This window comes from Allobosea sp. 10L422 (genome assembly GCF_056395345.1).
The window spans coordinates 105,500-124,341 of the sequence record NZ_JBFTJI010000007.1 but is presented as its reverse complement, the minus strand read 5'-3'; the positions used below and the strand labels follow the sequence as shown (position 1 = coordinate 124,341).

15 protein-coding genes are annotated in these 18,842 nt (G+C 65.2%); 11 read left to right on the top strand and 4 right to left on the bottom strand.

Annotation, left to right across the window (positions count from 1 at the left end):
- Positions 1–64: 64 nt before the first annotated feature.
- On the top strand, positions 65–997 hold the full coding sequence (locus AC1DEZ_RS15530; RefSeq protein ID WP_476779903.1) for a helix-turn-helix domain-containing protein: 933 nt from the start codon (positions 65–67) through the stop codon (positions 995–997).
- A 177-nt stretch (positions 998–1,174) separates the two neighbouring features.
- Here the strand turns inward: AC1DEZ_RS15530 and AC1DEZ_RS15525 are convergent, their stop codons facing one another.
- On the bottom strand, positions 1,175–1,585 hold the full coding sequence (locus AC1DEZ_RS15525) for a hypothetical protein (RefSeq protein ID WP_476779902.1): 411 nt from the start codon (positions 1,583–1,585) through the stop codon (positions 1,175–1,177).
- 904 nt (positions 1,586–2,489) lie between these two features.
- On the opposite strand from AC1DEZ_RS15525, the gene AC1DEZ_RS15520 reads away from it, so the two are divergent.
- Positions 2,490–3,308 carry a hypothetical protein gene (locus AC1DEZ_RS15520; protein ID WP_476779901.1) on the top strand — a complete coding sequence of 273 codons (819 nt, stop codon included), beginning with the start codon at positions 2,490–2,492 and terminating at the stop codon, positions 3,306–3,308.
- Between the two features lie 67 nt (positions 3,309–3,375).
- Here the strand turns inward: AC1DEZ_RS15520 and AC1DEZ_RS15515 are convergent, their stop codons facing one another.
- Positions 3,376–4,794: a phosphomannomutase gene (locus tag AC1DEZ_RS15515; RefSeq protein ID WP_476779900.1), complete on the bottom strand. Its 1,419-nt coding sequence runs from the start codon at positions 4,792–4,794 to the stop codon at positions 3,376–3,378.
- 336 nt (positions 4,795–5,130) lie between these two features.
- On the opposite strand from AC1DEZ_RS15515, the gene AC1DEZ_RS15510 reads away from it, so the two are divergent.
- Complete coding sequence (locus AC1DEZ_RS15510) at positions 5,131–6,486, top strand: ferredoxin reductase family protein (RefSeq protein WP_441510538.1); 1,356 nt, start codon at positions 5,131–5,133, stop codon at positions 6,484–6,486.
- A gap of 188 nt (positions 6,487–6,674) precedes the next feature.
- Here AC1DEZ_RS15510 and AC1DEZ_RS15505 read toward each other — a convergent pair whose 3' ends face one another.
- On the bottom strand, positions 6,675–7,691 hold the full coding sequence (locus AC1DEZ_RS15505) for an NAD-dependent epimerase (RefSeq protein WP_441510717.1): 1,017 nt from the start codon (positions 7,689–7,691) through the stop codon (positions 6,675–6,677).
- Here AC1DEZ_RS15505 and AC1DEZ_RS15500 point away from each other — a divergent pair.
- The 4 genes from AC1DEZ_RS15500 to pgm all read left to right on the top strand — a co-directional run bounded on the left by AC1DEZ_RS15500 (position 7,638) and on the right by pgm (position 12,728).
- A complete protein-coding gene (locus tag AC1DEZ_RS15500) occupies positions 7,638–7,931 on the top strand; it encodes a hypothetical protein (RefSeq protein ID WP_441510724.1) in 294 nt (97 codons plus the stop codon). The genes AC1DEZ_RS15505 and AC1DEZ_RS15500 overlap by 54 nt on opposite strands.
- Positions 7,932–7,982: 51 nt before the next feature.
- Positions 7,983–9,419 (top strand): mannose-1-phosphate guanylyltransferase/mannose-6-phosphate isomerase, encoded by a 1,437-nt coding sequence (locus tag AC1DEZ_RS15495; RefSeq protein WP_441510537.1) that lies wholly within the window; start codon positions 7,983–7,985, stop codon positions 9,417–9,419.
- Positions 9,420–9,493: 74 nt separating this feature from the next.
- A complete protein-coding gene (locus AC1DEZ_RS15490) occupies positions 9,494–10,840 on the top strand; it encodes a UDP-glucose dehydrogenase family protein (protein WP_476780012.1) in 1,347 nt (448 codons plus the stop codon).
- A gap of 235 nt (positions 10,841–11,075) precedes the next feature.
- The gene (gene pgm, locus AC1DEZ_RS15485) at positions 11,076–12,728 is read left to right on the top strand and encodes a phosphoglucomutase (alpha-D-glucose-1,6-bisphosphate-dependent) (protein ID WP_441510536.1); all 1,653 of its coding nucleotides are present in this window, start codon (positions 11,076–11,078) and stop codon (positions 12,726–12,728) included.
- A gap of 301 nt (positions 12,729–13,029) precedes the next feature.
- Here the strand turns inward: pgm and AC1DEZ_RS15480 are convergent, their stop codons facing one another.
- Positions 13,030–14,283 (bottom strand): NAD(P)/FAD-dependent oxidoreductase, encoded by a 1,254-nt coding sequence (locus AC1DEZ_RS15480; protein WP_441510535.1) that lies wholly within the window; start codon positions 14,281–14,283, stop codon positions 13,030–13,032.
- 152 nt (positions 14,284–14,435) lie between these two features.
- On the opposite strand from AC1DEZ_RS15480, the gene AC1DEZ_RS15475 reads away from it, so the two are divergent.
- From AC1DEZ_RS15475 to AC1DEZ_RS15460, 4 genes are all read left to right on the top strand, one after another.
- Positions 14,436–15,314: a MurR/RpiR family transcriptional regulator gene (locus tag AC1DEZ_RS15475; RefSeq protein WP_441510534.1), complete on the top strand. Its 879-nt coding sequence runs from the start codon at positions 14,436–14,438 to the stop codon at positions 15,312–15,314.
- A 55-nt stretch (positions 15,315–15,369) separates the two neighbouring features.
- Entirely contained in the window at positions 15,370–16,929 is a 1,560-nt protein-coding gene (locus tag AC1DEZ_RS15470) for an ABC transporter substrate-binding protein (protein WP_441510533.1), read from the top strand.
- Between the two features lie 133 nt (positions 16,930–17,062).
- Positions 17,063–17,995: an ABC transporter permease gene (locus tag AC1DEZ_RS15465; protein ID WP_476779899.1), complete on the top strand. Its 933-nt coding sequence runs from the start codon at positions 17,063–17,065 to the stop codon at positions 17,993–17,995.
- Positions 17,992–18,837, top strand: a complete 846-nt coding sequence (locus AC1DEZ_RS15460; RefSeq protein ID WP_441510531.1) for an ABC transporter permease — start codon at positions 17,992–17,994, stop codon at positions 18,835–18,837. The genes AC1DEZ_RS15465 and AC1DEZ_RS15460 overlap by 4 nt, the downstream gene beginning before the upstream one ends.
- The last annotated feature ends 5 nt before the right edge of the window (positions 18,838–18,842 follow it).

The following is an 18,842-nucleotide window of genomic DNA, read 5'->3' as shown; positions in this document are numbered from 1 at the left end:
AAGGGCGAACGATATGAGATCGCCGCGGCTTTGGCAGGCCAAGGCATTGCCGGGGGTTGCGTTCATGCGGTTGTCGAGAGCAGCAGACCCGAAGGGCTTTTTCGGCGCGTGTATCGCCGATCATTTCGGGATGCAGGGGCGGGTCGTTTCCGAGTTCCATCTCGACGGCCGGTTGGGGTTGGCGGCGACGAGACTCTCCTGTGGGCGGCGCTTCAGGGAGCGCACCGACCAGACCCGGAGCGAGAACGCATTTTCGATCCTCCAGCAAGTGGACGATCTCGAATGCCATTCCGGCTGGCTCGGAGGGCGGCGCTATCGATCGGGTCGCCTTCACGCGAAATCCGTCGACGTCGTGGATTTGCGCGACGATCCGCAATGGCAGTTCAAGGGCCGTTTCGACGCCCTCCAGTTCTACATTCCTTCCGAAGCGCTAGGCGCGATGGCTGCACAACATGGCGGCCGCGCTCCCTCGACGCTGCGTTCGGAGAACGACGCTCAGGACGATATTTTGTGGGGGCTGTCGCAGGCGCTGGTCCATGCCTCGGCCTTGCCCGGCGCCAACCAGCTTCTGACCGATCAGATCGCCATGGCCCTGCTGATCCATTTCGCCCGGGCCTTTGGCGGCCTCGAACCCTCAGCCAGCGCCGGACATGGCAGGCTGGCCGGCTGGCAACAGCGCAGGGCGCAGGAGATCATGATGGCTCGCCTGGCATCGAACCTGACGATCGCGCAAGTCGCCAGCGAGTGCCGGCTGACGGCCAGCCATTTCGCCCGTGCGTTTCGGCAGAGCGTCGGTGTGGCCCCGCAGCGCTATCTCATGCGGTTGCGGGTCTCGGAGGCGAAGAAGCATCTCGTCCAGCAGCATCTGCCGCTCTCCGACATTGCGCTGATGTGCGGCTTCGGGGACCAGAGCCACTTCACGCGCGTCTTTCGCCAGCTTACCGGCGCGACGCCGGGCGCATGGCGCCGGAATGCCGGGGGCAGTGACGCCGAATAGCGGATTGGCGCGTAGCCGATGCGTGCTGTTGCGCCCGCGCTCAATCGCGGCGGGCGTTCATGGTTCCAGAGCCACTGTCGCCTCCGGGCGCCTTCGTGCGGGCCAATGATCGGCGCAGGCCTCGCCGTCGCTGGCTGCGTCCTGTCCACCCAATCCGGCGCCGAAGCGCCGCAGCTATCACCGGTCGCAGCGGTGATAGCTTGTCTCCACCTCCGGGAATTCGGGGTCGAAGCGGACGAAGGTGCCGTCTTCCTTGAAGCGGATCGAGACCGTCATGGTGTCGAACATGATCTTGTCCGCGCAACTGAGAAGGAGCGTCGTCACGTCGCCCTTCTGCTTGGAGGATTTCACGTTGCAAGTGGCGTTCGCGCCATTGATCCGGTTGCCGTTGACGATGAAGGCGCTCCAGCCATCGAGCGTGCGCTTGAGCGCGAGCTTGCCCTTGCTCTTGACGAAGACCTGATCGCAGGTCGAAGCGGTCGTCGTCCAGGCCCCGTCCATGCGGTCCACGGCGTGCGCCGCACCACTCAGCAAGGGAAGGGCGAGAACAAGGATCCCAAGGCCGGCCAGTCGCTTTCCACTTTGCATCTGCACTCTCCCATGCGTTGAAAAAAACAAGAAAATCTGCGGCAGGCCGGGCAGAGGGGCAGGTCATGCACTTCGCCGATTGGCCGCGTCGAGACCACTATCAGGTCATTCTTGCCGATATCTTCCGCCACGGAAACGTGCCCCCGACGTCTCGGGCGTTGCGCCCAGCCTGAATCCGTTCTGATGAGTGCTTGGTGGGAAGGCTATGATGATTGTCGTCTGCGGTGTGTCTTGATATCAAGATGTACCAAGACATTCCCGTCAATCACGAGGCGCGGATCGTGGTTGCTCTGCGGTTGAGGATGGCTGGCGGCGACGTTGCGGCATCTGGCAGCGGCTGCGCGAGAGGCCGGGCTGCGGAAGCGATCAGACTTTGAAACAGGGTGCCGCCAGCAAGCCGGCTCGGCGCGCAAGCCTTGCACGCGAGATTGCCAGGGCGGCTGGCCGCGAAGGGGTTGTCCTTGCGGTCGGGGCGGCGGCATCGATCGGCCTGCTAGACCTTGTCGGAGAGGCAAGGGCAGCCGGCAGGCCGCCGACCCTTCTGCGAAGCTGCACCATCGCGGCACCGGACCTCGAGCCCCTCCTGCCCGAACCACCCTCCATCTCCCCTGGCAAGGCGGGTGCCGACGATACGGGAGATGACGACGAGGAAGACGAGACGGACGACGACGAGAATCCTCCGCCCTCCGGCTTCGTCTCGCCCGGCTTGGGCGGCTGCATCGTCGTCTCCGGAACGGTGAATGCCGGGCTCCAACGCGACAACTATCGAGCGAATGCCCTGGCGCGCGCGACGGGGCTCGTGCCGAAGAATACGGTGAGCTTTCCGCTCAGCACGACCTTTCGGATCGAAAGCGGTCAGTCGCTTGCCAATGGCCATTATCTCGCGACGGCCTTCGAGTTCTCGATGGACACGAACAGCGGCGGTGGCACCGACGTCACGATCGGCGAGGCGAGCATCACGCTGGGGGCGTTCAGCGCCGGGCTGGCCAGCTCGCGCTTCGATTTCTGGACTGGCGACGAGTTCGCCCTGATCGGGCGCATTCCCAGCCGCACCGTTGCCTTGATCGGCTATGAGCGGCCGCTCACCGAAGAGCTGAGCCTCTCGCTGTCGGCCGAAGACGTCTCCGTCGATCGGCGCATTCCGCTGCCGACGGTGGGGCAGCGGATACCGGATGGCGTGGCGCGCCTGGTCTATGAGGGGGAGGCGCTGACCGTGCACGGCGCCGTCGCCCTGCGAGAGGTTCCGCGCATCGGGGCTTCCAGCCTGACGGGCCGGGCCGCCATCATCGGCGCGACCTGGGAAGGCAGCGTGCTCGACCGGTCGTTCACCCTGTCCGGCCAGATCGCCGGCGCTGTCGATGCGCCGGCCTATGTCGGCTCGCTGCTCGACCGGCGCACGGCATTACCGTTCTTGACCGGCGACCAGACGACGCGCGGGTGGTCCGGCGTCGTCTCGATCGGTTGGGATTGGTCGGACGAATGGTCCAGCAACGCCTATATCAGCCGTTACAGCCTGACCTTGCCGCGTGTAGGCGATATTGGGGGGCAGGTTCGGATCGATCGAACGTCTGCGAATGTGATTTGGAAGCCGGTGGAAGGCCTGCGCCTCGGCCTGGAAGGATCACTGGCCTGGCAGCGCCTGGACATCGTCGGGTCTGCGCGTGCCGCGGCGCTTTCAGGCACGCAGAGCACCGCGCAAATCTTCATCGAGCGGGTATTCTAGCTCTCGTTACGGCGATCCTGCCGACGGGACGTTCTTCAGCGAAGGCCGCAGCCCGCTTCTCGGCACGTCAACGGGTCTGAGCCGCTGCGAAGGCGAGGTTCTCGGCGAGCAGCGCTTCGGCGAGAGCGGGCGTGGCAGCCTCCACATAGACGCGCAGCTCGGGAGCATTGCCCGAGGCCCGGAAATGCACCGTGCTGCCATCGGCCAGGGTCAACCGCAGCCCGTCGCGGCGGTCGCGTGCGACCACCCCGCCATGGGCCGAGAAGCTGTCGTCGCGGAACGCCGCATCGTCGGTATCGAGCCTGGCGATCAGCGCGGCGGTGCGATCCTGGGGGATCTCCTGGAGCCGGTTCGACAAGGCGACCGCGAAACCGGCCTCCGTTGCGATTTCGCTCAGGCGCTTGCCCTGCCGCGCCTTCAGAGCCAAGGTCGACAGGATCGGGAGCATGGCATCGCGTGTCGGCAGCGCCGGCAGGATGCGTCCTTCACGGGTGACATCCGAGCCGAGCAGCACCCCGCCATTGGCCTCGAAGCCGACGACGACAGCGGCGCCCTCGCTTGCCGCCTGTCCCATTCCGGTGATGACATAGGGCGAGCCGACGCGCGTGCGGACCACGCGCGCGAACAGCCCCGGCCGGTCGAGGGCGGAATTCGATGTGACGGGAGTGACGATCGCATCGGCCCCGAGAGACCGTGCGGTCAAGGCGCCGACGAGGTCGCCGCGCAGGAAGGTTCCCCGTTCATCGGCGACGAGAGGACGATCCGCATCGCCATCCGTCGAGACGATGGTATCGAGCCGCTGCCCGGCGGCCCATTCCCGTGCCAGGGCCTCGTCCTCGGGGCGCAAGGCTTCGGTATCGACGGGGATGAAGCTGTCGCTGCGTCCCAGGGGCAGCGGTTCCGCGCCAAGCGCGGCCAGTACATCGCAGATCGCGTCACGGCCGACGGAGGAATGCTGGTAGACCCCGACGGTCAAGCCCGCCAGCGCCGCGCTGCCGAAGAACTCCACATAACGGGCCCGGTAAGCCGTCAGCGCATCATAGGGGGCCGCCTTGGCCTGCGCTGCCGGCATCGCGCTCAGGCCCAACTGCTCATGCCAAGCCAGGATCTTGGCCTCGTCGGCCTTGTCGATCTCACCCTGCGCCCGGTAGAATTTCAGCCCGTTGCGGTCATCGGGAATGTGACTGCCCGTCACCATGATGGCCGCGCAGCCGCGTGTCATTGCGGCCAGTGCAAGTGCGGGCGTCGGCACGGCCCCGCAGTCAACCGGAGTAAGACCCGCATCGAGGATCGCCTGAGCAACCTGGGCCGCGATGAGCGGGCTCGACGAGCGCAAGTCCCGGCCGACCAGCACTTCTTCTCGCGCTTGCGCATCGCCATCGCGTAGCATCGAGCAGAAGGCGCGAACATGGCTGTAGCTCGGCAGGCCGACGAGTTCGCTGACGAGACCGCGCAGGCCGGAGGTTCCGAATTTCAGGCTGCTCATGAGAGGCCGATCGTCCCGAGGTCGAACGCTGTTCAAAGGATGGTAATGACGCAGAGGTACCGGGGCGCCATCCGGAGTTCGAATTGTGCGTAGCGCCAACGACGAGCGAAGGAAAGTCGTACGGGCGGTGGCCACGGGCTATCCGGGCAGCCAGGCGTACCTTCTGATGTCCTTGCCCCTGGTCGAGCGTGCACCAGGGTGCTGCCGGCCTCCTGGAAAGGTCACAAAATGGCGGTCGGCGGCTGCTCGATTGCGGCCGGGCTTGACCTCCATCAATGACGCGCCTCACAGCCCGTAGCGTTTAATTCTCATCCTCCATGGAGAATTTCGACGGCGATGCGGAACATCAAATACGCATTCTGGTGCCTGTTAGCCCTGTTGAGCCTTCTGTGGCTGGCGGCCGAGCCGGCGGCGTTCCAGTCGGCCAATTTCTTCGCCCTGCGCGGCGCCATGGTCCAGTACAGCGGCGTCCTGGCCATGACGGCGATGAGCGTCGCGATGATCCTGGCGCTGCGGCCGCGCGGGCCGGAACGCTGGCTCGGCGGGCTGGACAAGATGTACCGCCTGCACAAATGGTTGGGCATCGCCGCGCTCATCCTCTCGGTGATTCACTGGCTCTGGAGCCGGGGGCCGAAATGGGCGGTCGGATGGGGCTGGCTGGCGCGCCCGACGCGGGGAGCGCGACCGCCTCTGGAAAATCCGATCGAGCAGGCCTTCGCGAACCTGCGCGGCTCGGCAGAGTGGCTCGGCGAATGGGCGTTCTATGCGGCGGTTCTCCTGATCGCGCTAGCGCTCATCCGGCACGTCCCTTACCGCTTCTTCTACCAGACCCATCGCCTGCTTGCGGCCGCATACCTCGTCCTGGCGTTCCACGCCGTTGTCCTGACCGATTTCGACTACTGGGCGGCGCCGCTCGGTGTAGTGATGGCGCTGCTCCTCGCCTCCGGCACCTATGCGGCAACCATCGTTCTGCTGCGCCGTGTCGGCGCCGGTCGGCAGGTCGCGGGCAGGATCGCCTCGCTCCGGCACTATCCCGGCGTGCGCGTCGTCGAGGTCGAGATCGATGTGCCGGAAGGCTGGCCCGGCCATAAACCCGGGCAGTTCGCCTTCGCGACGTCGGATGTTCGCGAAGGCGCGCACCCCTACACCATCGCCTCGGCATGGCATGACGATCACCGCCGGATCACCTTCATCGCCAAGGAGCTCGGAGACCACACGAGCCGGCTGCGGGAGAAGCTGAGCGTCGGCCAGAATGTGAAGGTCGAGGGGCCCTATGGCTGCTTCGACTTCGTCGACAGCCAGCCGCGGCAGATCTGGATCGGTGCGGGCATCGGCATCACGCCGTTCATCGCCAGGATGAAATACCTGGCCCAGGGGCGGTCGGCGTGTCCGGACCAGCCGCCGCCGGAGGTGGACCTGTTCCATCCGACCACGGATGTCGACGAGACCGCGCTTTCCAAGCTCAAGGCGGATGCCGAGGCCGCGAACATCCGTCTGCATATCTTCGTCAGCGGCCGGGACGGCCGACTGACTGGGGATCGCATTCGCGCGGCCGTGCCGGAATGGCGCGCCGCCAGCATGTGGTTCTGCGGCCCCTCGGACTTCGGAGAGGCGCTGCGCGCGGATTTCGCCGCCGCTGGATTGCCGGTGACGGAGCGGTTTCACCAGGAACTCTTCGCGATGAGGCCCTAGCAGGCGGTCGATCCCATCCATCGGGATGCGGGACCGCGCGTGCGCCGTGGATGTGGGGGCAGCATAGGAGGGTGAGGCTTACCGAAAAATGGGCGCCTTGATCGCTGCCGAAAGCCGGGGCGGGCTGTCAGCCCAATGCATCCCTTGCCCTCGCTGTCACTCGATAACCTGCTACGCTCGCTTCGCCCTCAAATGCTGTAGAAGGAGCGATACCATTCGACGAAGCGCGCGATGCCTTGCTCGATCGGTGTTGCCGGGCTGAAGCCGGTGCGAGCCGCCAGATCGCCGACATCGGCGTAAGTCGCCGGCACGTCGCCGGGCTGCGATGGCAAGTGCCTCTTGATGGCCTTGCGTCCGCAGGCCTCCTCGATCACCGCAATGAAGCGGTCGAGCCGGACCGGCGTGTGATTGCCGATATTGTAGAGGCGGAACGGCGCGGACGCCGTTGCGGGATCGGGATCGGAGGCATCGAATTTCGGGTCGGCAGTGGGCGGCAGGCCGGCGAGCTTCACGATCGCCTCGCGGATATCGTCGACATAGGTGAAGTCGCGACTCATCTCGGCCTCGGCGTAGACGTCGATGGGCTGGCCCTCGAGGATAGCCTTGGTGAATTTGAAATACGCCATGTCCGGACGCCCCCAGGGGCCGTAGACCGTAAAAAAGCGCAGTCCGGTCGTCGGAATGGCGTAGAGGTGCGAATAGGCGTGGGCCATCAATTCGTTCGCCCGCTTGGTCGCGGCATAGAGCGATACCGGATGGTCGGCGCGGTCATGCTCGCTGAACGGAACCTTGGCATTGGCGCCGTAGACCGAACTCGATGAAGCGTAGACGAGATGGTCGACCGGATGCCGGCGGCAGGCTTCGAGGACGGAGAGGAAGCCGTCGAGATTGGCGCTGGCATAGGCGCGGGGATTGTCGAGCGAGTAGCGCACGCCGGCCTGAGCGCCGAGATGAATGACGACCTGCGGCCGGAATGCGGCGAACGCCGCTTCGAAGCCGTCATAGTCGGCAAGGTCGCTCTGCTCGAATGAGAAGCCGTTGCGCGCCTGAAGGCGATCGAGCCGCGCTTGCTTCAGTGCCGGATCGTAGTAGGGGGTGAGGCTATCGATGCCGAACACCTCTACACCCGCATCCAGGAGAGCCTGCGCGACGTGAAAACCGACGAAGCCGGCAGCGCCCGTCAAAAGTACACGTTCAAACGGCAGATTGGCTTTCATGCGATCATCTTCGTTCGTGCGGCTCTGGCGTGTTATTCGCGATGCGCCTCAACGTCGCAAGCGTTGCGCGACGATTTTGACGTGCAGACGGGGGCGATGCTTGTTCGGGGGCGCTTGCGGCGGCGCAGGGGGACGCCGATCGCCGAAAGCACGGCCGAGCGGCGATCGTCTTGGTTCGCGACGGGCACCTCCGCCGGGATGCGACCGGATCGATTGCATCTCGGCTGATTTCGTTTCAGGACAACTTTCACTCGCTGCGCCGAGGAGCCAAATCGACAAATGATCATCACACCTCTGATCATGGCCGGCGGGGCAGGAACGCGACTCTGGCCGGTCTCGCGCGACTCGATGCCGAAGCAGTTCATCAATCTGCTGGGCCACGGACTCTCGACGTATCAGGCCACGCTCCTCAGGGTTCAGGGCGCGCCGTTCGGGCGCCCGGTCGTGATCACGAACCAGGAGTTCCGCTTCGTCGCGGCCGAGCAGATGCAGGCGCTCGGCATCGCCGGCGACATCATTCTTGAACCGGAGCGGCGCGATTCCGCGGCGGCTGTCGCGGTCGGCGCCCTCTTCGCGCAGCGACGGTCGCCTGACGCCGTCGCCATCGCGCTCGCGGCCGACCATGTCGTGATGGACGCGGATGCTTTCCGGAGCGATTGTCTGGCGGCTGCCGAGCTCGCGGCGGACGGGCTGATCATGACGCTGGGCATCGTCCCGACGGCGCCTTCGACAGCGTACGGCTATATCGAACCGGGCGAAGTGCTCGGTGCCGAGAAAGCGAAGCGTCTTTCGCGTTTCGTCGAGAAGCCGAATGCGACAACGGCGCAGGATTATCTCGATCGGGGCTTCCTCTGGAACAGCGGCAATTTCGTTTTTTCGGTCGCCACCATGATCGAAGAGCTGGAGCGGTTTGCGCCGGAGGTTCTCGCCGGCGCGCGCGCCGCCTTGGGCAGCGCCAAGACCGATCTCGACTTCATCCGGCTTGATCCGCAGGCGTTCACGGAAATCACGAAAACCTCGATCGACTACGCCGTCATGGAGAAGACGACGAAGGCGGGTGTCCTGGCTGCGGGGTTCGACTGGTCCGATGTCGGCGCCTGGGATTCGATCCACGCGGTGGGGATCAAGAGCGATGACGGTAACGTCATGCATGGTCCGGTCGTTGCCATCGACACTTCAGGCTCCCTGCTGCGCAGCGACGACATGCTCGTGACCGGCATCGGCCTGCGCGACATGATCGTCATCGCGACACGGGATGCCGTCCTGGTCGCTCCGCGGTCCGAGGCGGCCAAGGTGAAGGTGCTTGTCGAGCAGCTCAAGGAACAGCGGAGGCCCGAGGCGAGCGAGCATCTGCGCATGTACCGCCCCTGGGGCTGGTATCAGCGGATCGACATCGGCTCGCGCTTCCAGGTCAAGCGCATCAACGTCAAACCCGGCGGCAAGCTGAGCCTGCAGAAACATTTCCATCGGTCGGAGCACTGGATCGTGGTCCGCGGAACGGCGGAAGTCACCCTTGATGAAAGCGTCACCTACATCCACGAGAATGAATCGATCTATCTGCCGATCGGCTGCACGCATCGGCTGGCCAATCCCGGAAAGATTGACCTCGAGCTCATCGAAGTCCAAGTCGGCAGCTATACCGGCGAGGATGATATCGTGCGGATCGAGGATATATACGCCAGGGCCTGCGGGCTGGGGCGGCCAGGCGAGATGTGAACAGCCGATGCGTGCGTGTTTCGGAAGGCGGCGCCTTTCTGGGCCGGAGCGTCGATGCTGCCGAGGAGTGAATGATGAAGATCGTTATGATCGGTTCCGGCTATGTCGGCCTGGTGTCGGGCGCGTGCTTTGCGGATTTCGGCCATGATGTCGTCTGCGTCGACAAGCAGGAAAGCAAGATCGTCGCGTTGAAGCGGGGCGAGATCCCGATCTTCGAGCCGGGTCTGACCGATCTCGTGCGCAGCAATGCCGCGGCTGGCCGGCTGTCCTTCACGACCGATCTCGCAGGTCCGGTCGGGCAGGCCGATGCGGTCTTCATCGCGGTGGGCACCCCGTCCCGGCGCGGCGACGGCTTCGCCGACCTCTCCTATGTCTATGCGGCGACACGCGAGATCGCGCAGGCTTTGAGCGGCTACACCGTCATCGTCACGAAATCGACGGTCCCGGTCGGAACGGGCGACGAGGTCGAGCGGATCATCCGCGAGTTGCGTCCGGACGCCGAGTTTGCTGTCGTGTCCAATCCCGAATTCCTGCGCGAGGGCGCGGCGATCGAGGATTTCAAGCGGCCGGACCGCATCGTGATCGGCGCCGAGGAGGAGCGGGCGCGCACGATCATGGCCGATGTCTACCGCCCGCTCTACCTCAACAGCGCGCCCATCCTGAATACGAGCCGTCGCACCGCCGAGCTGACCAAATATGCGGCGAACGCGTTCCTGGCGACCAAGATCACCTTCATCAACGAGATGGCGGATCTGTGCGAACAGGTCGGCGCCAACGTGCAGGACGTGGCCCGCGGCATGGGGCTCGACAATCGGATCGGCAACAAATTCCTTCACGCCGGCCCCGGCTACGGTGGATCCTGCTTCCCGAAGGATACACTGGCTCTGATCAAGACGGCCCAGGATCATGGCACGCCGGCGCGCATCGTGGAGACCGTCGCGGCGGTGAACGATCAGCGCAAGCGCGCCATGGGCCGAAAGGTGGTGGCGGCCTGCGGCGGATCGGTTCGCGGCAAGACGGTCGCGGTGCTCGGTCTGACCTTCAAGCCCAACACCGATGACATGCGCGATGCCCCCTCACTGGCGATCGTTCAGGCGCTGCAGGATGGCGGGGCCGCGATCCGCGCCTACGATCCTGAAGGCATGGAGCAGGCCAAGGCGGTGCTGCCTGCCGGCGTGACCTACTGCGCGGATGCGTATGATTGCGTGGCCCAGGCGGATGCCGCCGTCATTGTGACCGAGTGGAACATCTTCCGCGCGCTCGACCTCGACCGCGTGAAAAGCTTGATGGCTGCTCCGGTTCTCCTGGATTTGCGCAATATCTACCGGCCGGAGCAACTGCGCGCGAAGGGCTTCACCTATGTCGATGTGGGGAGGGGCCTTCCGCCGGACGCGCCCGCCAAGGCGATCGACGCGGCTTAGGGCGCCGGACCGAAAAGTGGAATCCACTTTTCGGAGAAATCCCGTTCCTAAACATCAGGTTAGATCGCGCTTCGCGTCCAAAGAGACGTGCGGCCGTGCAGCTGTCGGCTGGACGATCATGATTCCGAGACATTAGGTTGCGATGTACCCTGGGGAGTCTCTCCCGGCGCCGGTTGGCGTCTGGCGATTCTTCTGCCGGACGCAACGACCCTCGAACGGATTTCAGAGATTCAGCATGTCCAATGATGTCAGTCCATTTGCGGGAAAGCGGCTGGAGCAGGGCATGCTCGTCGATGTGGCGGCTCTCAATAATGCCTATTTCGAGCAGCCAGACCCGTCGCAGCGCTCTCAGCAGGTGGCTTTCGGCACGTCCGGCCATCGTGGCTCGGCCTTCTCGCTGTCGTTCAACGAGGCCCATATTCTCGCCATCGCCCAGGCGATCTGCCTCTATCGCCAGGCGCAGGGCATAGACGGGCCGCTCTTCCTCGGCATTGATAGCCATGCGCTTTCGCGCAACGCTTTCGAAACGGTGCTGGAGGTCTTCGCTGCCAATGGCGTGGCCACGGTGATCGACGACAAGCTCGGCTTTACGCCGACGCCGGTGATCTCGCACGCGATCCTGACCTACAATCGTGGCCGCACCTCCGGCAAAGCAGATGGCGTGGTCATTTCGCCCTCGCACAACCCTCCGGCGGATGGCGGCCTGAAGTACAACCCGCCGCATGGCGGCCCGGCCGACACTGATGCCACCGGCTGGATCGAGAAGAAGGCCAACGCCCTCATCGCCGATAAGCTCGCCGGGATCAGCCGCATCCCCTATGAGCGGGCGCTGAAGAGCGAGCATGTCCGCCGGCACGACTACATCAGCGGCTACGTCGCCGATCTTGCCGATGTCGTCGACATGGAGGCGATTGCCAGGGCCGGCGTCTCCATCGGCATCGATCCGCTCGGCGGGGCCGGGCTCGACTATTATCAGCCGATCATCGACCGCTATGGTTTGAACGCGACCATCGTCAGCACGGAGGTCGATCCGACCTTCGGCTTCATGACCGCGGATTGGGACGGCAAGATCCGCATGGATTGCTCCTCGCCCTATGCCATGGCGAGCCTGATCGGCATGCGCGATAAGTTCGACGTCGCTTTCGCCAATGATACGGATGCCGACCGGCATGGCATCGTCACCCGCAGCGGCGGGCTGATGAATCCCAACCATTATCTGGCGACGGCGAGTGCCTATCTCTTCGCCAACCGGCCGGGCTGGAGCCGCGATGCCGCTATCGGCAAGACCGTGGTGTCGAGCGCGATCATCGATCGCGTCGCGGCCAAGCTCGGGCGCGGCCTCGTCGAGGTGCCGGTCGGCTTCAAATGGTTCGTCGACGGCCTGATCTCGGGCGCGTTCGGCTTTGCCGGCGAGGAGAGCGCCGGCGCCTCCTTCCTGCGCCGGGACGGCACGGTCTGGACGACGGACAAGGACGGAATCATCCTGGGCCTGCTCGCGGCCGAGATCACCGCGAAGACCGGCGCTGACCCCAGCGTCTTCTACGGAAAGCTGACGGCCGAGCTGGGCAACCCCCGCTATGCGCGGGTTGATGCCCCCGCGACATCGGCACAGAAGGCGATCCTCAAGACCCTGTCCGCCGAGCAGATCACGACCAAGGAACTCGCGGGTCAGCCCATCACCGCCATTCTCAACGAGGCGCCGGGCAACGGCGCTGCGATTGGCGGCGTGAAGGTAACCGCCGCGGACGGGTGGTTTGCCGCTCGCCCCTCCGGCACCGAGGAGGTCTACAAGATCTACGCCGAAAGCTTCCGCGACGAGGCGCATCTGGCGGCCATCCAGGAGGATGCGCGGCGCATCGTCGGCGCGGCGATCGGTGGGGTGGCCTGAGGAGGCTTCGGCGAAATTCGCGACAGCCCGGTCTCCTGCCGGCCTTGCCTCCGGCAGGGGGCTCATGATGCGCCGCATCATCGATCAATGGGGATAGGCTTGAGAATTTTATTCGATTTTTGCCCCGATATGGCAGTCTGACCGGACGGATTCGGGTTCGATAGACAATAATAGCTCGGAGGGGCATCCGTGATCTATGTCGGGATTTTTTACCTCGCCTGCGCCGCCGTGTTCCTGCAGCTCGTGGAGGGTGCGCCCGTCATAGAGTGAGAAGGCTGGGTCATGACCCGCCTGAACCGAGCTATTTCGCCAGGAAACGCTCGGCCGCGAAAGGCGCCATGTCGCAGAAGGTCGGAGCGCCGGTCATGGCCTCCGCCAGCAGCCGCCCTGTCGCGGGGCCAAGCGTGAAGCCGTGATGGGCGTGGCCGAATGCGAACCAGAGGCCGGGGTGCCGGGGTGCACGGCCGATTACGGGGAGCATGTCGGGCAGGCAGGGACGTGCACCGCGCCACGGCTCGGCATCCAGACGCCGCCCCAATGGCATGATGCCTCGCGCGATCTCTTCGGCGCGGTCGAGTTGCCAGGTGTCGGAGGGCTGGTCGCGCCCGGCCAGCTCGATCCCCGTCGTAAGCCTGACGCCGCGCTGCATCTGCGTCAGCACGAAGCCGGCCCGAGCATCGCAGAGCGGGTGGCGCGGAGCCAGTTGGGACGCAATCTCGTAGTGCATGTGATAGCCGCGCTTGAATCCCAGCGGGAAGCGATAGCCGAAGCGCCCGTAAAGCTCCTTCGACCAGGGCCCCAAAGCGGCGACGACCTCGGATGCCTGCCATTCGCCTGCTTCGGTTGGTAGACGCCAGCCCGGATGCTCTTGCCTCAAGCCCTGCGCGTCGGCCTTTGCCACGATGCCGCCACGGGCCGCGAAGAGCGCTGCGTAAGCGCGCGTGACCGCTCCGGGGTCGGTCACCGTCGCAGGGTCGCGCCAGTGAATGGCACCGGTTATCGCGTCCGGCAGCAGTCCGGGCTCGCGGTGGTGCAGGTTCTGGTCATCGAGCACGTCGTAGGCAAGGCCGTAGGATTGGAGATCCGAAGCCGCCCTCGTCGCTTGCTCGAACCCGCGCCGGTCGCGATAGAGCTCGATCCAGCCGCCGCTTCGCATCAGCGCTTCGGTTCCGGCCGCCTTCGTCCAATGGTTGTGTTCCTCGATGCAGCGCTCGATCAGCGGCAGGATTGCGCGGCCCAGCTTGTCCAGGCGCGCGGGCGCGGAATTCCGCCAATAGCGAGCGAGCCACGGCGCCATCCGCAGCAGCGTGGCCGGGCGGTAGCGCACCGCGATCGAGCGGTTCGACGCGAAAGCGGCAAGCGTCGCGAAGTCGCGGGGAAAGGCATAGGGGACCACCGAGGATCGTTCGATCAGCCCCGCATTGCCGTGGCTCGTCTCGGCGCCGGGCTCGCCGCGGTCGACCAGCAAGACCCTGCGGCCGCGTTCCTGCAGATGCAGCGCAACGCTGACACCGACGATTCCGGCGCCGAGCACGATCACATCGGCATGTCGCATGGCAGTGCTCATCGCGCGGGAATGCCCGTCTCCATCCGCCCGAAGCGGGCACCGGCAAGACGAGCCTCAAACGGAGAGGGTTTGCAAGAAAATAAAAATCATTTGACGACGTGAAAGAAAAATTTCTTGATGAGGCATCGCCGGGAGTTTCGATGTCTCAAACCCTTCGCCAGAGATTGCAGGCTTGCCTCGCCAACGGCTCCAAGGCCGACAAGGCGCTGGCGAGCTACATGCTGGCGCAGCTGCCGAGCCTGCCCTTCGAGACGGCGGCCAGCCTGGCGGAGAAGGTTTCTCTCAGCGAGCCGACGGTCGGGCGCTTCTGCCGGACGCTGGGGTACAAGAGCCTCAAGGACCTCAAGGGCAGCCTCGCCGAGGAGATCGGGGACCGGCCCTGGCTGATCAGCGACCGGCTGCGCGATTTCCAGCAGCGCAGCCTCGCCGGCGACGACCAGCTCGCGCGCAGCCTCCAGCTCGAGATCGCCGGTCTCGTCAGGCTCTACGAACTCGCCCAGAGCGAAGAGTGGAAGCGGGTTGCCCGCCGCCTGGCGACGGCATCCTCCGTCTACGTCACCGGCTTCCAGACCGAGCGCGGCCTCGCGCAATACCTCGCCAACCAGCTCCAGTATCTGCGTGACGGTGTGCATCTCGTCGACCTCGCGGCCGGCAATTTCTCTGACCTCCTGCTCTCGGGCGAGGCCGGGCGCCATCTCGTGATCTTCGAGGCGCGGCGCTATTCGCGCATGGCCAAGGTGCTGGCGCAGGAAGCGAAGGCAGCCGGCATTCCGACCACCCTCGTCACCGATTCCTTCTGCGACTGGGGCCGCGGCCTCGTCGACGAGATGCTGGTCGTCTCGACCGAGTTCAACCTGTTCTGGGACTCGACCGCTCATATGGCGAGCCTGAGCAATCTGCTGATCAACGCGGTCTTCGTCGAGCTCGGCCCGCAGGTCGAGCAGCGGCTGAACCGGATGGCCGAACTCTATGGCCGCTTCACCGGCCATGTCGGCGACAGCTCAGGTCCTCTCGGCTGAACCATCCAAGCCTTTCGCAACATCTCGAAACATAAGGGGAAACGGGATGAAGACGATGATCAAAGGGAGCCTTCTGGCGTTGGGCCTCGTCTCCCTCGCCGCGACCGCCGCGCCGGCGCAGGAGGCGACGTTCGTGATGACCGCGCGCCTCGTCGGCGCGCCGACCTACAATCCGGTTAAGGCGACCAAGCTCAACACCGCCACCACGCTGATCTTCGACCGGCTGGTCGTGCAGGATGCCGATCAGAGTTTCCATGGACAGCTTGCTGCGTCGTGGGAAGCGAGCCCCGACGGCATGCAGTGGACCTTCAAGCTGAAGCCCGGCGTGAAGTTCCACAATGGCGAGCCGTTCAACGCCAGGACGATCGAATGGTGGGTGCCGCAGTTCAAGGGCACAGAAAACGCCTTCACCGTCGAGGCGGTCGACCGTGTCGAGGTCGTCGACGATCTGACGGTGCGCTTCCACATGAAGCATCCCGACCCGAACCTGCTGTTCAACCTCGCCAGCTCCTTCATGTGCATTCCCGAGCCCAAGGCCTATCAGGCCCTCGGCGACAAGTTCGGCGTGACGGAGGCCGTCGGCACCGGCCCCTACAAGATGCAGCAGTTCACCGTGGGCCAGCAGACCGTGCTGGTTCGCAACGACGACTATGCCTGGGCGTCGGATTTGTCGGCTAATAAGGGGCCGGCCAAGTTCAAGAAGCTGACCTTCCGCGAGATCGCCGAGGAATCGACCGCCTATCTCGAACTGAAGACCGGCGGCGCCGACCTGCTCGTCAATGTCCCGACCGACTTCCTGCCGCGCATCCAGGCCGACAAGGCGGTGAAGCTCGTCACCATTCCCGGCAACGAGCTGGTCTATATGCCGATCAACACCAGCGTCGAGCCGTTCACCGACATCAAGGTGCGTGAAGCCACCGCCTTCGCCGTCAACCAGAAGGAGATCCTGACCAGCCTCTATGGCGGCAACGGTGCGGCTGCGGACACCTTCCTGATTTCTTCGCTGAAGGAGTCGCAGGTCGATCCGAAGTTCAAGATCTCCTTCGATCCCGAGCGTTCGAAGAAGCTGTTCGACGACGCCGGCTGGAAGGCCGGCCCCGACGGCATCCGCGTCAAGGACGGGAAGCGCCTCGAGGTGAAGCTCTGGACCCAGAACGGCACCGAGTTCAAGCGCCTCGTCGAGATCGTCCAGGCCCAGCTCAAGGCTGTCGGCGTGCAGGCCGATATCAGCATCATCGATGCCGGCTCGATCAACGCGCAGTATCGCAAGAAGACCGAGCACCAGCTGGCGATCCGCTCTTATCAGTGGACCAATGCCGATATCGTCGACTGGTTCTTCGCTGCGAAGCGCGCCGGCTACCCCAATGTCTCGATGTTCAACGATCCCGAGGCGGAGCGGCTGAACGACATCGCCATGAACAAGTCGAAGACCTGGGACGAGCGCGTCGCGAACTTCACCAAGTATCATGAGTACGTACTGTCGCAGTACGCGTTCGTGCCGATCTACCAGCCGGCGCAGAGCCTCGCCTATGGCAAGCGCATCGCGATGCCCGGGAAGATCCGCGGCACCGGGCTCTACGGGCCGACCATGCTCGACATCGCCCCGGCGAACTGAGCCTTGATCGCCGCGTCCGACAGGACGCGATAACGGCGACCAATTTCTTTGTTGCCGCATCGGATTCTTCCGAAAAGTGGATCCCACTTTTCGGTCCGATGCTCCAGGCCACGGCCGCACACGGGAGAGACCCTTGCTGCGTTTCGCGATCCGGCGGCTCGCCATGCTTGTGCCGGTGTTCCTCGCCGTCTCGCTGGTGATCTTCATGATCATCCATCTCGTGCCGGGCGACCCGCTGGAGCATCTGATCCAGGTCGGCTCGTCGCCCGAGCAGCGAGCGCAGATGATCGCCCGCTACGGCCTCGACCAGCCGCTGCTCGTCCAGTACGGGCGCTGGCTCGCCAAGGTCGTGACCGGCGATCTCGGCGACGCCATCGTGATGCGTCAGCCGGTCGCGCAGCTGATCGCCGAGAACATGCCGCACAGCCTCGCGCTCGGCGGCACGGCGCTCCTGTTCTCCACCACCGTCGGTATCACCGCGGGCGTGCTGGCCGCCTCCTTCCGCGACAGCCTGTTCGACCGGGCCGTGATGGGCTTCATCCTGCTTGGCTCGACGCTGCCGAGCTTCTGGCTGGCGCTGCTGATGATCCTGATGTTCGCGGTGCAATTCGAGTGGTTCCCGGTCTCGGGCGCCCGGAGCTGGGAGGCGCTGGTGCTGCCGGCTCTGACCATCGGCATTGGCGGCACGGCGCTGATCGCCCGCGTCACCCGCGCTGCGATGGTCGAGATATCCGGCCGGGACTTCGTGCGCGTGCTCAAGGCGAAGGGGCTGCCGTTCTGGCGCATCCAGCTCCGGCACGTGCTCCAGCAGGCGATGCTGCCGGTGATGACCATTCTCGGCCTGCGCATCGGCTGGATCCTCGGCGGCGCCGTCACGGTGGAATATGTCTTCGCCCGTCCGGGCCTCGGCTCCCTGCTGATCACGGGGCTCGGGCAGCGCGATTATCCGCTGGTGCAGGGCTGCCTCCTGATGCTCGCCATTGCGGTGATGCTCGGCACGCTGCTCGGCGACCTCGCCCAGGCGGCGCTCGACCCGCGCCTGCGCGAAGCGATGGGTGCCCGATGAGCCGTTCGTCCCTCGTGTCCCGGCTCGCGCGCTCGCCGCGCGGCGCCCTCTGCGCCCTGTTCCTGATCGCGCTCGTGCTCTGCGCCATCTTCGCACCCTGGATCGCGCCCTATGATTATGCCGCGCAGAAGCTCAGCCTCGCCAACACGCCCCCCTCGGCTGCGCATTGGCTCGGCACCGACGAGTTCGGGCGCGACCTGCTCTCGCGCATCATCCAGGGCGCCCGCACCTCGCTCAGCGTCAGCGTGCTTTCCATCGCCCTTTCGGTGATCGCGGGGGCGACGCTTGGCGCCGCTGCCGGCTATTTCGGCGGCATGTTCGACCGGGCCGTCACGGTCGTGGTCGACCTGACCTGGTCCTTTCCGGAGATCCTGCTGGCGCTGATCCTGATCGCCATCCTCGGGCCGGGCCTGCATTCGACGGCGATCGCCATCGCCATCGCCTATCTCGCCCAGTTCACCCGGCTGACGCGAGCGCAGGTCATGGCGCTGAGAGGAGAGCTCTTCGTCGATGCCGCCGTGACGGCCGGTGCCAGCCCCGCCCGCGTGCTCTTCCTGCATCTGCTGCCGAACGCGATGACGCCGGTCATCGTCGCGGGCATGCTGGCGACGGGGGATGCCATCGTGCTCGAGGCGACGCTCGGCTTCTTCGGGCTGGGAGCCCAGCCGCCGGTGCCAAGCTGGGGTGCGATGATGAGTTCCGGCACCGCCCAGATCTTCATCGCGCCCTGGATCATCATCTTTCCCGGCCTCGTGATCGCCACGACCGTGATCGCCATCAACCTGTTCGGCGACGCGCTGATCGAGGCGCTCGATATCCGCCGGCCGCTGCGCGACGGCTGACGCCT